General features: G+C 71.0%; 15 protein-coding genes. 13 read left to right on the top strand and 2 right to left on the bottom strand.

The features are described from left to right. Positions 1-54: 54 nt before the first annotated feature. The 4 genes from RIF65_RS11285 (at position 55) to RIF65_RS11270 (ending at position 4932) form a co-directional block, all read left to right on the top strand. Positions 55-774 (top strand): L-ribulose-5-phosphate 4-epimerase, encoded by a 720-nt coding sequence (locus RIF65_RS11285; RefSeq protein ID WP_309065638.1) that lies wholly within the window; start codon positions 55-57, stop codon positions 772-774. Continuing rightward, positions 771-2354, top strand: a complete 1584-nt coding sequence (locus tag RIF65_RS11280; RefSeq protein ID WP_309065637.1) for a xylulokinase — start codon at positions 771-773, stop codon at positions 2352-2354. The genes RIF65_RS11285 and RIF65_RS11280 overlap by 4 nt, the downstream gene beginning before the upstream one ends. 14 nt (positions 2355-2368) lie before the next feature. Beyond that, entirely contained in the window at positions 2369-3886 is a 1518-nt protein-coding gene (gene araA, locus RIF65_RS11275) for an L-arabinose isomerase (RefSeq protein WP_309065636.1), read from the top strand. A 107-nt stretch (positions 3887-3993) separates the two neighbouring features. Next, positions 3994-4932: an aldose 1-epimerase family protein gene (locus tag RIF65_RS11270; RefSeq protein WP_375142174.1), complete on the top strand. Its 939-nt coding sequence runs from the start codon at positions 3994-3996 to the stop codon at positions 4930-4932. Positions 4933-4953: 21 nt separating this feature from the next. On the opposite strand, the gene RIF65_RS11265 is transcribed toward RIF65_RS11270, so the two are convergent. Beyond that, positions 4954-5541, bottom strand: a complete 588-nt coding sequence (locus RIF65_RS11265; protein ID WP_309065635.1) for an antibiotic biosynthesis monooxygenase — start codon at positions 5539-5541, stop codon at positions 4954-4956. Between the two features lie 154 nt (positions 5542-5695). On the opposite strand from RIF65_RS11265, the gene RIF65_RS11260 reads away from it, so the two are divergent. From RIF65_RS11260 to RIF65_RS11230, 7 genes are all read left to right on the top strand, one after another. Further along, the gene (locus tag RIF65_RS11260) at positions 5696-6880 is read left to right on the top strand and encodes a thiolase family protein (RefSeq protein WP_309065634.1); all 1185 of its coding nucleotides are present in this window, start codon (positions 5696-5698) and stop codon (positions 6878-6880) included. A 324-nt stretch (positions 6881-7204) separates the two neighbouring features. Next, positions 7205-7651 (top strand): hypothetical protein, encoded by a 447-nt coding sequence (locus RIF65_RS11255; RefSeq protein ID WP_309065633.1) that lies wholly within the window; start codon positions 7205-7207, stop codon positions 7649-7651. An 85-nt stretch (positions 7652-7736) separates the two neighbouring features. Further along, entirely contained in the window at positions 7737-9257 is a 1521-nt protein-coding gene (locus RIF65_RS11250) for a CoA-acylating methylmalonate-semialdehyde dehydrogenase (protein ID WP_309065632.1), read from the top strand. 24 nt (positions 9258-9281) lie between these two features. After that, on the top strand, positions 9282-10472 hold the full coding sequence (locus tag RIF65_RS11245) for an acyl-CoA dehydrogenase family protein (protein ID WP_309065631.1): 1191 nt from the start codon (positions 9282-9284) through the stop codon (positions 10470-10472). Then, positions 10469-11356 (top strand): 3-hydroxyisobutyrate dehydrogenase, encoded by an 888-nt coding sequence (mmsB, locus tag RIF65_RS11240; protein WP_309065630.1) that lies wholly within the window; start codon positions 10469-10471, stop codon positions 11354-11356. The genes RIF65_RS11245 and mmsB overlap by 4 nt, the downstream gene beginning before the upstream one ends. A gap of 81 nt (positions 11357-11437) precedes the next feature. Next, positions 11438-12214 (top strand): enoyl-CoA hydratase-related protein, encoded by a 777-nt coding sequence (locus RIF65_RS11235; RefSeq protein ID WP_309065629.1) that lies wholly within the window; start codon positions 11438-11440, stop codon positions 12212-12214. Then, a complete protein-coding gene (locus tag RIF65_RS11230; RefSeq protein ID WP_309065628.1) occupies positions 12211-12660 on the top strand; it encodes a putative immunity protein in 450 nt (149 codons plus the stop codon). Before RIF65_RS11235 ends, RIF65_RS11230 begins: the two co-directional genes overlap by 4 nt. A gap of 172 nt (positions 12661-12832) precedes the next feature. Here RIF65_RS11230 and RIF65_RS11225 read toward each other — a convergent pair whose 3' ends face one another. Next, positions 12833-13369, bottom strand: coding sequence for a MarR family winged helix-turn-helix transcriptional regulator (locus tag RIF65_RS11225; protein WP_309065627.1), 537 nt, complete (start codon positions 13367-13369; stop codon positions 12833-12835). Positions 13370-13476: 107 nt separating this feature from the next. Here RIF65_RS11225 and RIF65_RS11220 point away from each other — a divergent pair, with 107 nt between their 5' ends. Together RIF65_RS11220 and RIF65_RS11215 are read left to right on the top strand one after the other, a co-directional pair. After that, positions 13477-14253, top strand: coding sequence for an electron transfer flavoprotein subunit beta/FixA family protein (locus tag RIF65_RS11220; RefSeq protein ID WP_309065626.1), 777 nt, complete (start codon positions 13477-13479; stop codon positions 14251-14253). A 1-nt stretch (position 14254) separates the two neighbouring features. Then, a complete protein-coding gene (locus tag RIF65_RS11215; RefSeq protein ID WP_309065625.1) occupies positions 14255-15232 on the top strand; it encodes an electron transfer flavoprotein subunit alpha/FixB family protein in 978 nt (325 codons plus the stop codon).

Below are 15232 nucleotides of genomic sequence, written 5' to 3'. Positions count from 1 at the left end.
GTCACACTTCTGTGACCGGTCACAGTGACCGGTCACAGACGATGTGAGGTATCCGTGAGCGCCGAAGCCACCACCTTCTCCGTCGATGTCGAGAGGGCCATCGCCGCCGTCCGCGCCGACGTCGCCCACCTGCACGGCGAACTGGTCCGGTACGGGCTGGTCGTCTGGACCGGCGGCAACGTCTCGGGCCGGGTCCCCGGCGCCGACCTGTTCGTGATCAAGCCCTCGGGCGTCTCGTACGACGACCTCGCACCGGAGAACATGATCCTCTGCGACCTCGAAGGCAACGTGATCCCCGGCACGCCGGGCAGCGACCGCAGCCCGTCCAGCGACACCGCCGCGCACGCGTACGTCTACCGGCACATGCCCGACGTCGGCGGCGTCGTGCACACGCACTCCACCTACGCCGTCGCGTGGGCGGCGCGCGGCGAGGAGATCCCGTGCGTCATCACCGCGATGGCGGACGAGTTCGGCGGCCCGATCCCGGTCGGCCCGTTCGCGATCATCGGCGACGACTCGATCGGCCGCGGCATCGTCGAGACGCTGCGCGGTCACCGCAGTCGCGCCGTGCTGATGCAGAACCACGGCCCGTTCACGATCGGGGTCGACGCGAAGGATGCCGTGAAGGCCGCCGTCATGGTGGAGGACGTCGCCCGCACGGTGCATCACGCCCGCGAGGCCGGCCCGCTCATCCCGATCCCGCAGGACGCGATCGACCGCCTGTATGACCGGTACCAGAATGTGTACGGCCAGACCGAGGACGCCCGCCGATGAGTGAGCGCGACGCCATCCTCGCCGGTCGCACCTCGCTCGGCATCGAGCTCGGCTCCACCCGCATCAAGGCCTGCCTGATCGGCGAGGATGCCACGACCGTCCTCGCGACCGGCGCCCATGACTGGGAGAACCGACTCGAGGGCGGGCACTGGACGTACTCGCTCGACGCCGTGGAGCACGGCCTTCAAGCCGCGTACGCCGCCCTCGTCGCCGACTCGCATGACCGCTGGGGCGTCCGCCCCGATACGTTCGGCGCGATCGGCGTCTCGGCGATGATGCACGGCTACCTGGCGTTCGACGCCGACGGGCGGCTGCTCGTCCCGTTCCGCACCTGGCGCGACACCACCACCGGTGCTGCCGCTGCCGAGTTGAGCGACCTGCTCGGGGTGAACATCCCGCTGCGCTGGTCGATCGCACACCTGCACCAGGCGGTGCTCGACGGGGAGGAGCACGTCCCACGGATCGCCTCGGTCACCACCCTCGCCGGCTACGTGCACCGCCGCCTGACCGGCCGGCACGTGCTGGGCGTCGGTGACGCCTCCGGCATGTTCCCCATCGACTCCGCCACGGGCGGGTACGACGAGCGGATGCTGCACGCTTACGAATCCCGCGCCGCCGGGCGGCTGTCCGCCCCCGTCTGGGACCTGCTCCCCGAGGTGCTTCCCGCCGGCGCCTCCGCCGGAGACCTCACCGCCGAGGGCGCCGCGTACCTCGACCCGACCGGCGCGCTGCGCCCCGGCATCCCGCTGTGCCCACCCGAAGGCGACGCCGGCACCGGCATGGTCGCGACGAACTCGGTCGCCCCGCGCACCGGAAACGTCTCGGCCGGAACCAGCATCTTCGCGATGGTCGTGCTCGAGCGTCCGCTCGCCGAGGTGCACCACGAGATCGACCTGGTCACCACGCCCGCCGGAGACCCCGTCGCAATGGTGCACTGCAACAACGGTGCCAGCGAGCTGGCCGCCTGGGCGCGCCTGTTCGTGCGGTTCGCCGAGGCAGCGGGCCGGCCGATCGAGCCGGATGCCGCCTTCGAGGCACTGTTCCGCGAGGCGCTGGCGGGCGAGGCCGACGCCGGCGGGCTGGTCGCCTTCAACCACCTCGCGGGCGAGCCCATCGCCGGGCTGGTCGAGGGGCGCCCGCTGTTCGCCCGCACACCCGACAGCGACTTCACCCTCGCCAACTTCATGCGTGCCCAGCTGTACGGCGTGTTCGGCACGCTCGCGCTGGGCATGCAGGTGCTCGAGGCGGAAGGGGTGTCGCTGGAGCGCATGTTCGCGCACGGCGGGATGTTCCGCACCGCCGGGGTGGCGCAACGGTTCCTCGCCGGGGCGCTCGGTGCCCCGGTCGCCGTCGGTGATCTGGCATCCGAGGGAGGGGCGTGGGGCATCGCGGTGCTCGCCTCCTACCTGCGTCATGCCGAGCACAGCACTCTTGGCGAGTACCTCGCCGCGCACGTCTTCGCGGATGCGGACCTGACCGTGATCGGCCCCGACGCTGCCGACGTCGCCGGCTTCACCGCCTACCTCGACCGCTACCGCGCGGCCCTGGCCATCGAGGCCGCCGCCGTCGACTCGCTCTGACACGAAGGAAACCCATGCCGAAGCTCACCACCGCCCTCGACCACTATGAGGTCTGGTTCCTCACCGGCAGCCAGCACCTGTACGGGCCCGAGACGCTCGCCCAGGTCGCCGAGCAGTCCCGCGAGATCGCGCAGACCCTCGACGGCGCGCCTGATGTGCCGGTGCGCATCGTCTGGAAGCCGGTGCTCACCGACTCCGCGGCCATCAAGCGCATCGCGCTCGAGGCGAACGCCGCTGAGAACGTCATCGGCCTCATCGCCTGGATGCACACGTTCAGCCCCGCGAAGATGTGGATCGCGGGCCTCGACGCCCTGCAGAAGCCGCTCGCGCACCTGCACACCCAAGCGAACGTCGAGCTGCCGTGGGCCGACATCGACTTCGACTTCATGAACCTGAACCAGGCTGCGCACGGCGACCGCGAGTTCGGCTACATCCAGACCCGCCTCGGCGTGCCCCGCAAGACCATCGTCGGGCACGCGGGCGACGAGCGGGTGCAGCGCGAACTGGGCGTCTGGCAGCGCGCCGCGGCCGGGCTCGCCGCCGCCCGCACTCTGAAGCTTGCCCGCTTCGGCGACAACATGCGCTTCGTCGCGGTCACCGAGGGCGACAAGACCGAGGCCGAGCTGCGATTCGGAGTGCAGGTCAACACGTGGGGCGTGAACGAGCTGGCGGATGCCGTCGCCGCGGCATCCGAGTCCGACATCGAGGCGCTCGTCGCCGAGTACGAGGGGCTGTACGAGGTCGTCCCCGAACTGCGGCGCGGGGGCGAACGGCACCAGTCGCTGCGCGACGGCGCCGCCATCGAGATCGGGCTGCGCGCGTTCCTGGAGGAGGGCGGCTTCGGCGCCTTCACCACGTCGTTCGAGGATCTCGGCGCGCTGAAGCAGCTGCCGGGACTCGCCGTGCAGCGGCTCATGGCGGAGGGCTACGGATTCGGCGCCGAGGGGGACTGGAAGACCGCCGTCCTGGTACGGATCGCGAACGTCATGGGCGCGGGCCTGCCCGGCGGCGCCAGCTTGATGGAGGACTACACCTACGACATGACCCCGGGCGACGAACTGATCCTGGGCGCCCACATGCTCGAGGTCTCGCCGTCGCTGACCACCGCGAAGCCGACGCTGGAGATCCACCCGCTCGGCATCGGCGGCAAGGACGACCCGGTGCGGCTGGTGTTCACCGCCGACCCCGGCCCGGGCGTGGTCGTCGCGCTCACCGACATGCGCGACCGGTTCCGTCTCACCGCGAACGTGGTCGAGAACGTCGAGCCGCGCGGCGCCCTGCCGAAGCTGCCGGTGGGGCGCGCGGTCTGGAAGCCGGCGCCGGACTTCCGCACCAGCGCCGGCGCGTGGCTGACCGCCGGCGCGGCGCACCACACCGTGATGTCGACGGCCGTCGGCCTGGATGCGTTCCGCGACTTCGCCGAGATGGCCGAGGTCGAGCTGCTCGTCATCGACGAGTACACCACGGTGCCGGCGTTCCAGCAGCAGGTGCGCTGGAACCAGGCGTACTACCGGCTCGCGCAGGGGCTGTGATGGCGGATGACGGCGCCGGTCCCGGCGGCGCGGTGTTCACAACTCAGGAAGAATCGGCCCGAGCGGGCGGTTCACGGGCGGATTCGGCGGGATCCCGGCCATCGTTCCTGAGTTATGAACACCCGGCTGCGTCGACCCCGCGCTCCGGTCGCCAGCTGACGCTCGAAAGCCACGGTTACCGGGCCGTGATCGCCAGCATCGGCGCCACCCTGCGCGCCCTGACGCACGACGGACGTGACCTCGTGGTGCCCTTCGACGCCGAGGAGGTGCGGCCGAACTACCGCGGGGCCACCCTCGCGCCGTGGCCGAACCGCATCGTCGACGGCCGGTACTCCTTCGGAGGGGCCGAGCATCAGTTGGCGCTCACCGAACCGTCCCGCGGGCACGCGTTGCACGGCCTCGTGGCCTGGGCCGAGTTCGCCGACCGCGTCGTAGAGCCCGACCGCGTCGTGCTCACCACGATCATCGAGCCGCAGGCCGGATACCCGTTCCGCGTCGAGGTCGAGGTGGAGTACCGGCTGGAGGCCGTCGGTCTCACGCAGACCGTCACCGCCCGCAACCTCGGGATGGATGCCGCGCCGTGTGGCACCGGTCCGCACCCGTACCTCGTCGCCGGCCCGGGCTGCGTGGACGAGTGGACGCTGCTGCTCCCGGCATCCGACGTGTTGACCGTCACGCCCGACCGGCTGAGCCCGGTAGCAGTCGAGCCGGTCGAAGCGCACCCGCAGTGGGACTTCCGCGCGCCCCGGCTGATCGGCGACACCTTCATCGACCACGCCTTCACCGGACTCGCCCGCACCGACGGCGTCGCCGAGGTGCGAGTCCTGACGGCTGCCGGCACCGGCGTCGCCCTCAGCTGGGACGAGGACTGCCCGTGGGTGCAGATCCACACCGCCGACACCCCGGCCGACCCATCGACGCACCGCATCGGTCTGGCCGTCGAGCCGATGACCTGCGCACCCGATGCGTTCAACTCCGGTGCCGGTCTCGTCGTGCTGCAACCGGATGCCGTGCACGCGGCGTCCTGGAGCATCCGCGCACTGTGACCGGCCGCTGAGACGCCGGACTCACCGATTCAGCCAGCTCCGCAGCATCCGGGTCACCCACGGCAGCACCCAGTAGGTCATGATCGGCGTCAGCACGACGGTCGTGATGACCACGCGCAGCCACAGCGGCACGCTCTCCCAGCCGGGGACGGGCGACACCGCGTAGCTGAACGCGAGGTTCACCGGGAAGAAACCGAGCCAGATCGACACCGCCTGCTTCCAGCGCGGCGGGGCGTGTACGACGGCGACCGTGGTGGTGCCGGGGCCGTCCGGATTCGGGATCGGGATGCTGCCCGTGGACGGCTCGTCGAACCAGCCCTCGATGCCACTGCGACGCCTGGTGCGCTCGCTGCGCACGAAGCCCTCGCCCATCGACAGCCACCACTCGCGTTCGGGTGAGGTCTCCCACGCCTGGAGCGTCTCCTCTGTGGCGAACCGGTACAGCATGTGCCAGACGTGCGAGTGCTCGCCGGCGCGCACCCACCCGGAGCCGAGGAATCCCGGGTAGCGGTTGGCCAGGTTCACGCCGGTCTGCACCCACACCGTCGCCTCGGCGATGCGCGCGGGGTCGACCTCACGGCGGATGGACACGGTGATGGGCTCGGACATGGGTGCGGTCCTCGGATGCTGCGTGCTCTGGTGTGAGCGGGCGGGGTCGGCGGATGGCCGCATACGAGTGTAGGGGAGCGGACGGCATCCGTTTCGGCCGCGCTCAGGTCGCAGAGAACGCCCCGGGCGCCGTCGGCGGGGGCAGAATCGAAGCATGAGCAGCGCAGCCGTGGTCGTCGACGTCGTCCGCACCCCGGTCGGGCGGGGAAAGCCCGGCGGGATGCTGTCGGGCGTGCATCCGGTCGACCTCGCCGCCGGGGTGCTGCAGGCGATTCTGCAGCGCAACGGCCTGGAGTCGCGGCAGATCGACGACGTGCTCCTGGGCTGCGTCAGCCAGATCGGTGAACAGGCCATGAACATCGCCCGGCAGGCGGTGCTCGCCGCCGGCTTCGACGAGCGCGTGCCGGCCACCACGATCGACCGGCAGTGCGGGTCGAGCCAGCAGGCGGTGCACTTCGCCGCGCAGGGCATCGCCGCCGGTGAGTACGACATCGTGATCGTCGGCGGCGTCGAATCGATGAGCCGGGTGCCGCTCGGGTCGTCGGTGCGCGCCGGCGACCGATCGCCGATGTCGCCGCGGCTGCGCGAGCGCTATCCGGACGGACTGGTCAACCAGGGGGTCAGCGCCGAGCTCATCGCGCAGCGCTGGCGGCTCAACCGGGACGCGCTCGATGCGTACGCCGCCGAGTCGCACGCGCGCGCCGCGCGGGCGTGGCGTGACGGCTTCTTCGACCGCACCGTGGTTGCGGTGGCGGAGGCGCCGGATGCCGTCACCGACGAGACCGTACGGGAGGGCACCACGACCGAGCGTCTGGCCGGGCTCCAGCCGGCGTTCCGCACCGAGGAGCTCGCCGCCCGGTTCCCGGAACTGGACTGGCGGATCACGCCGGGGAACTCTTCGTCGCTCACCGACGGCGCCTCCGCGGCGCTCCTGATGAGCGAGACCACCGCCGAGCGGCTCGGGCTCGTGCCACGTGCGCGCTTCGTCGCATTCGACGTCGTCGGCGACGACCCGCAGCTCATGCTCATCGGCCCCATCCCGGCTACCCGCCGGGTGCTCGAGCGGGCGGGCCTCGGCATCGAGGACCTCGATGCGTACGAGGTGAACGAGGCGTTCGCCTCGGTGCCCCTCGCCTGGGCCGCCGACGTCGGTGCCGATCCGGAGCGGCTGAACCCGCGCGGCGGCGCGATCGCGCTCGGGCACGCGCTCGGCTCGTCCGGCACGCGGCTGCTCGGCACGCTGCTCGACCACTTGGATGCCGCCGGCGGGCGCCGCGGACTGCAGACGATGTGCGAGGGCGGCGGCATGGCGAACGCACTCATCCTCGAGCGGTTCTGAGCGCGGGAGCCGAACGAAAAGGGGAAGACCCCCGCCGACCCGATTCGGCGGGGGTCTCGCGGTCCATGACCGCGGCGGGAGCGTCAGAGGCTCACCGCGAGCGCGGAGGCGTTCGGCACCCGATCCGGTCTCAGCCTTCGTCCGCGCACTCACCGTTCTACGTGCCGAAGGTGACCACAGGGTGAACGAGCGGCGAACACCGCGAGAGCCGTGTGCGGCGGGCGTCGTCGCATTCGTCCTGCACATGCGGCGACATGGAGAAAGTCGTCCACAGCCCCGAGATTCTCGCGGGATGCCGTTCGGCCGATGCCCCAACATCGACCCATGACCGACACTGCGATTCCGCTGAAGCGCCGACCGCTCACCACCGATGAGGAGCTGCGCGCTCTCCTCGAACTGCTCACGCAGCGCGCGAACCGCCGCCAGATGTGGCTGCTGTTCATCGACGACCGCGGCTGCCTGGGCGACCCGATCATGCCGATGGCCGACTACCCCCGCGACCCGCACACCCGCACGACCGCCGAGGACCTCGGCGAGGTCACCGAGGCCGGCCTGCTCATGCAGCGGGCCGGACTGCTGTGCGGGCTCACCGGCAACGTCGAGATCGTGCTGATGTGGGAGCGGGTCGGATCCCGTCTGCTCCGCACGGAAGACCGGGCGTGGGCGGCGGCGATGCACCGGGCGGCCGTCGACTTCGGTGTCACGCTGCGCGCGCAGTTCCTGCTGCACAGCGGCGGTGTCCGCCTGCTGGGGCCCGGCGAGTACCTCTGACAGATGCAAGGGTGTCCTAGTAATTGGTCGTTCGTCCGAGTATCCTGAACAGTGTGCCAATGACGGCACGAAGGAGAGTCGCACAATGACCCGTATGATCCCTCACTTCATAGGCGGAACTGCCGTCGAGAGCAGCGGCGGCCGTGTCGCCGACGTCTTCGAGCCCAGTACCGGCGCCGTGCAGGCGCGCGTGCCGCTGGCCACCGCCGACGAGGTGCGCGCCGTCATCGACAACGCCGAGGCCGCGCAACCGGAATGGGCGGCCACCAACCCGCAGAAGCGCGCCCGGGTGCTCATGAAGTTCATCGAGCTCGTGCACCGCGACCGCGACGAACTGGCCCGCCTGCTCTCCAGCGAGCACGGCAAGACCCTCGAGGACGCGAAGGGCGACATCCAGCGCGGCATCGAGGTGATCGAGTTCTGCATCGGCGCCCCGCACCTGCTGAAGGGCGAGTACTCCACCGGTGCCGGGGCGGGGATCGACGTGTACTCCATGCGTCAGCCGCTCGGAGTGGTCGCCGGCATCACCCCGTTCAACTTCCCGGCCATGATCCCGCTGTGGAAGGCGGGGCCGGCGCTCGCGGCGGGCAACGCCTTCGTGCTCAAACCGAGCGAACGCGACCCCTCGGTGCCGGTGCGCCTGGCCGAGCTGTTCATCGAGGCGGGACTCCCCGCCGGCGTCTTCAACGTCGTCCACGGCGACAAGGAGGCGGTCGACACGATCCTCACCGACCCCCGCGTCCGCGCAGTCGGTTTCGTCGGGTCCACCCCGATCGCCGAGTACATCTACGCCACGGCCGCCGCGCACGGCAAGCGGGCGCAGTGCTTCGGCGGCGCGAAGAACCACCTGATCGTCATGCCCGACGCCGACCTCGACCAAGTCGTCGACGCCCTGATCGGATCGGGCTACGGCTCCGCCGGTGAGCGGTGCATGGCGATCTCCGTCGCCGTTCCGGTCGGCGACGAGATCGCGGACGCCCTCGCCGCCCGCCTCACCGAGCGCGTCCGCGAGTTGAAGGTCGGGCCGTCCCTCGCCGACGACGTCGACTACGGCCCGCTCGTCACCCGCGCCGCCGTCGAACGCGTCGAGGGCTACATCCAGCAGGGGATCGACGAGGGCGCCACGTTGCTCGCCGACGGGCGCGGTTTCACCGTCGAAGGCCACGAGGACGGCTTCTACCTCGGACCCACACTGTTCGACCACGTCACCACCGACATGGCGATCTATCGCGAGGAGATCTTCGGCCCGGTGCTCGTGATCGCCCGCGCGCCCGACTACGAGCACGCCCTGGCCATGGCATCCGATCACGAGTATGGCAACGGCGTCGCGATCTTCACCCGCGACGGCGACGCGGCTCGCGACTTCGCCGCGCGGGTCAACGTGGGCATGGTGGGCGTCAACGTGCCCATCCCGGTGCCCATCGCCTACTTCACGTTCGGCGGCTGGAAGAACAGCGGCTTCGGCGACCTCAACCAGCACGGGGCGGACGCGTTCCGCTTCTACACGAAGACCAAGACGGTGACGAGCCGCTGGCCCTCCGGCATCCTTCGACAGGCGCAGGCCGAGTCGGGCGGCGCGAGTTTCGTCATCCCGACCATGCACTGACCCGCCGACAACAGGACCACGACCATGAGCATGACCGCCACCACCAGCACCACCGCCGAGGAGCGCGACGCCATCCTCGCCGCCGTCCGCGACTTCGCCGACGCCGAACTCGCCCCGCACGCCCTGGACTGGGACGAACACCACACGTTCCCGCGTGAAGCGCTCGGCCGCGCCGGCGAGCTCGGCCTGGGCGGCATCTACGTGAGCGAGGAGTCCGGCGGCAGCGGGCTGTCGCGCACCGACACCGTCGCCATCTTCGAGGAGCTCGCCAAGGCCGACCCGGCGGTCGCCGCCTACATCTCCATCCACAACATGGTGGTCTGGATGATCGACACCTACGGCGACGAGGCGCAGCGGGAGCGCTGGCTGCCCGACCTCACGACGATGGCCGAGTTCGGCGGGTACTGCCTGACCGAGCCGGGCGTGGGATCGGATGCCGCCGCGCTGAGCACCAGCGCCGTCCGCGACGGCGACGAGTACGTGCTCACCGGCGTCAAGCAGTTCATCTCGGGCGCCGGTGAGGCCGCGGTATACGTCGTCATGGCCCGCACCGGCGGCCCCGACTCGGGGGCCAAGGGCATCTCGGCGTTCCTCGTGCCGGGCGACGCGGCGGGGCTGAGCTTCGGCGTGCCGGAGAAGAAGATGGGGTGGCACGCCCAGCCGACCCGGCAGGTGATCCTTGACGGGGCGCGCGTCCCGGCATCCGCCATGCTCGGCGAGGAGGGCCGCGGATTCGCGATCGCGATGTCCGCCCTGAACGGCGGACGGCTGAACATCGCCGCGTGCTCGGTCGGCGGTGCGCAGTGGGCGCTCGACCGCGCGGTGCAGTACGTGCACGAGCGGGTCGCGTTCGGAGAACCGCTCGCCGAGAAGCAGTCGATCATGTTCGCGATCGCCGACATGCGCACGGAGCTGCAGGCCGCGCGGCTGATGGTGCGCGACGGCGCGCAGGCCGTCGACGAGAAGGCGCCGGATGCCACCATGCGCTGCGCGATGGCCAAGCGCTTCGCGACGGATGCCGGCTTCGACGTCGCCAACAGGGCTCTTCAGCTGCACGGCGGCTACGGCTACCTTCAGGACTACGGGATCGAGAAGGTCGTGCGCGACCTGCGCGTACACCAGATCCTGGAAGGGACGAACGAGATCATGCGACTCATCGTCGGGCGCGAGATGCTGCGCCCCGCAGGTTCCGCGTCGATGCGGAGCGGATCATGACCCGCGTCGCGTTCCTCGGGCTCGGCCACATGGGTCTGCCGATGGCGAAGAACCTCGTCGCCGCGGGGCACGACGTCCTCGGCTACGACGTCGTGCCCGCCGCCGACGAGGCGGCGCGCGCCGCCGGCATCCCCGTCGCCGAGAGCGGAGCGGATGCCGTCGCCGACGCCGACGTCGTGATCACGATGTTCCCGGCCGGCAAGCACGTGATCGACGCGTACCAGGACGGGCTCCTGGATGCCGCGAAGCCGGGCACCCTGTTCATCGAGTCGTCCACCATCGCAGTCGACGAGGCGCGCACCGCGCACGAGATGGCGGTGGCGGCCGGGCACCGCAATGTCGACGCGCCGGTGTCGGGCGGCGTCGTCGGCGCGGAGAACGGCACGCTCGCGTTCATGGTCGGCGGATCCGACGAGGACTTCGCCGAGGCGCTGCCGCTGCTGGAGGCGATGGGCAAGCGGATCGTGCACTGCGGCGGCCCCGGGCTCGGGCAGGCGGCGAAGGTGTGCAACAACATGATCCTCGGCGTCTCGCAGATCGTCGTCGCGGAGGCGTTCGTGCTCGGTGAGCGCCTCGGGCTCGAGCACCAGGCACTGTTCGACGTCGTCTCCCAGGCGTCCGGGCAGTGCTGGGCGCTGACCACGAACTGTCCGGTCCCCGGTCCGGTGCCGACGAGTCCCGCGAACCGCGACTACCAGCCCGGCTTCGCAGGCGCGCTCATGGCCAAGGACCTCGGTCTCGCGCTGCAGGCGATCGAGCAGACCTCGACGGATGCCAGGATGGGGCGGCTCGCGCAAGAGCTGTACGCCGCCTACGCCGCGGGCGACGGCGGCGCGCGTGACTTCTCGGGGATCATCACGGACATCCGGGAAGGCCGCGTCTGACGTCACCGGCGGCGACCGGCATCCGCGTCCGAGAGGCGTGGTTGACTGGAGGTGCCGCAGCGTGGCGGCGGAGGGAGCGACATGACCGAGTACGAGACGATCCGCGTCGAACGGCGAGAACGGGTGGGGTGGGTCACCCTCGATCGGCCACAGGCGCTCAACGCCCTGAACCGTCAGGTCGCCGAGGAGATCTCCGCGGCGGCCATCGCGTTCGATGAGGACGAGGGCGTCGGCGCCATCGTCGTCACGGGCTCGGAAAAGGCCTTCGCGGCGGGCGCCGACATCAAGGAGATGGAGTCCAAGACCGCCGCCGAGATGGTCGAGACCGATCACTTCGGCGCATGGACCCGCTTCGCAGCCGTGCGCACCCCGGTCATCGCCGCCGTCTCCGGCTACGCGCTGGGCGGCGGATGCGAGCTCGCCATGATGTGCGACATCATCCTCGCGGCCGACACCGCCACGTTCGGCCAGCCCGAGATCAACCTCGGAGTGATCCCCGGCATGGGTGGCACGCAGCGCCTGACCCGTGCGGTCGGGTACTACAAGGCCGCCGAGCTGATCCTGTCCGGACGCCTGATCGGCGCCGAAGAGGCGGAGCGGATCGGACTCGTGTCGCGCGTCGTCCCGGCATCCGATCTGCTGGACGAGGCGTCGAAGCTCGCCGAGACGATCGCGTCGAAGTCGCTGCCGTCGGTGTACGCCGCCAAGGCCGCACTGGATGCCGCCCTCGAGACGTCCCTCACGGACGGCCTCGCGCACGAGAAGCAGGCGTTCGCCGCGCTGTTCGACACCGCCGACCAGAAGGAGGGGATGGCGGCATTCCGCGAGAAGCGCCCCCCTCATTTCGTGCACCGATGAGCGAGGTGCTGGAAGTGCTGCCGGACGACGCCGACCTCACTCTCCCGGAATCGGACCGCCGCGAACTGGTCGAATGGACCGTGGCGTGCGCGGAGCGGCTGCTGCCGCTCTTCCTCGCAGAACGGCCGGACGACTCCCGTCCGCGGGAGGCGTTGGAGGCCGCGCAGGCGTTCATGCGGGGCGAGCTCGCGATCGACGCGGTGCGTGAGAAGGCGTTCGCCTGTCATGCTGCCGCACGGGAGGCGCACCACCCGGCGGCGGTCGCCGCAGCGCGGGTGTGCGGGCAGGCCGCGGCCGTGGCGCACATGGCGGGACACGCGCGCCAGGTGCCGAGGTACACCGCCAAGGCGTTCCCCGGAGACCGGGTCCGCCGCGACGTCGAGCTCGCGTGGCAGCGCCGGCACGTGCCCGCGCGCTTCGACCACTACGTCTACGACGGCGACTGAGCGCCGCCGCTCGCCGCGCCGCGCGCTTGCGCGGTGCCCACCCCGTGCACGCTTGCGCGGTGCCCACCCCGTGAGACTTATCTTTCTGCATATGACAGGGCGACATGCGTGCTGTCTGATGCAGAAACAGAAGTCTCGCGGGCGGAGCGCGCCCCGCGCAGGGCCGGGGCTGTCAGAGCGGATCCGGCAGCGGGCGCGGGTCGGTGAAGTCGCCGGCATCCCGCCGCAGCCGCGCGACGATCCCGGCGAGGTCGGCGGCATCCGACGGGCTCAGCCCCGGGTCGGCGAACACCTCGGCGTTCAGGGCCTCCGTCGCGCGTTCGACGAGCTCGCGTCCGGCATCCGTCAGTGCCAGCATCGCCGCACGCCCGTCGTGCGGATGCGGCTCGCGCACGATCAGCCCGTCGCGCACCAGTCGGTCCGCGGTGCTCGTGACGCTCGTGGCGTGCACCTGCAGGCGCGCGACGACGCTGGACAGCGGGAGTCGCCCCGCGCGGCTGAACGCGAGCAGGCGCAGCAGCTCGAAGCGGGCGAAGCTGAGGCCGAACGGTTTCAGCGCCGCGTCGACGCGGGCCAGCAGCAGCTGCTGCGCGCGCATGACCGAGATCACGACCGTCATGCCGTCCGCGGCATCCGTCCAGCCGTGCGCGATCCATTGCCGCTTCGCCTCGGCGAGCGGGTCGATCGGAAGGGGGCTGTTGCGCGCCATGGCTCAAGGGTATCGACCCGGGTTAGTGTTAACGTGCTCTAACTGAAATCGGGTCTCCGATGTGCGGAGCACTGCCGAATAGACTCAGAGCGGCGTGAGGAGCATCGATGAAGATCTACGTCCTGGTCAAGGAAGTCCCCGACACCTACGGCGACCGCAAGCTCGACCTCGAGACCGGGCTGGCCGACCGTACGGCGGGTGACGTGGTGCTGGACGAGATCACCGAGCGCGCCCTCGAGGTCGCGCTGTCCTACGCCGACAAGAACGCCGACACCGAGGTCGTCGCGCTGTCGATGGCGCCGGAGTCGGCGACGGCATCCGTGCGGCGTGCGCTGGCGATGGGCGCGGCCTCGGCGGTGCACATCGCCGATGACCAGCTGCGCGGCGCTGACCTCGGCCTCACCGCCGAGACCCTCGCCGCCGCCATCCGCCGCGGCGCCCCCGACCTCGTCATCACGGGCAACCTGTCGACCGACGGATCGGCCGGCATGATGCCCGCGATGCTCGCCGAGCACCTCGGCTACGCTCAGGCCACATCCCTCAGCGCCGTCGAGATCGCCCCCGACCATGTGTCGGGCACGAGAACGGGGGATGCTGGGACGCAGCCGGTCACCGCGCCGCTGCCCGCGGTCATCTCGATCACCGAGGCTCTGCCGGACGCGCGGTTCCCGAACTTCAAGGGGATCATGGCCGCGAAGAAGAAGCCCCTCGAGGTGCTGTCGCTCGACGATCTCGGTGTGTCCGCCGATCCGACCGTCGCGCCGCGGTCGATCATGACCGCGGTGTCCGAGAAGCCGCCGCGCGCCGCGGGCGTCAAGATCACCGACAACGGCGATGCCGCCGCGCAGCTCGTGGACTTCCTCGTGCAGAGCAGGCTGGTGTGACATGGGCTACCCCGACAACGCGATCCTCGTGCTCGTCGACGTCGACCCGTCCGGGGCCGCCGCCAGCAGCACGGCCGGTCTGATCGGCGCCGCCTCGACGATCGGCGCGCCCGTCGCCCTCGTGCCCGGCGGTTCGCAGGCCGCGGTTGATGCCGCCGCCGCGGCCGGTGCACGGGTGGTGCTGACCGCTCCCGTCGCCCCTGGGGTCCTCACCGTGCCCGTCGTGGATGCGCTGCAGGCCGCGTTCCGCGCCGTGCAGCCGGATGCCGTGCTGGTGTCGAACTCGATCGCCGGCCGCGACGTCGCCGGACGGTTCGCGGTGCGCGAGCGGCTGGCCGTCTGCGTCGACGCCGTCGGGGTGTCCCGTGACGAGGAGGGGGTGGTCGCGCACCACTCGGTGTACGGCGGTTCGTTCCTGGTGGACTCCGCGCCGACATTCGGCGCGCCGGTGATCACGGTCCGGCAGGGTGCGATCGACGCGCGCGCCGAGGCCGTCGCCTCGCCGGCGGTCGAGGAGCTGGCCGTCACGCCTTCGGGGGCGGTCGCCGCCACCGCGGGCGAGATCGCGGCGGTGGAGAAGACGTCGTCGCGCCCGGAGCTGCGCGGCGCCGCGCGGGTGGTGTCTGGCGGACGTGGGCTCGGGTCGAAGGAGGGCTTCGCGCTCGTCGAGCAGCTCGCCGATGTGCTCGGCGCCGCCATCGGCGCGTCGCGGGCGGCCGTCGACGCCGGGTACATCCCGTACGCGCATCAGGTCGGCCAGACCGGGGTCTCGGTGTCGCCGCAGCTGTACATCGCGCTGGGGATCTCCGGCGCGATCCAGCACCGCGCCGGGATGCAGACCGCGAAGACCATCGTCGCGATCAACAAGGACGCGGACGCACCGATCTTCGACATCGCCGACTTCGGGATCGTCGGCGATGTGTTCACCGTGGTCCCGCAATTGGTCGAGGCGCTCGAAGCCCGCCGACAGGCGCAGTGA

Origin of the sequence: Microbacterium sp. (genome assembly GCF_031180975.1) — a bacterium.
Taxonomy (GTDB): domain Bacteria; phylum Actinomycetota; class Actinomycetes; order Actinomycetales; family Microbacteriaceae; genus Microbacterium.
This window is presented reverse-complemented; position numbering and strand designations above follow the sequence as displayed.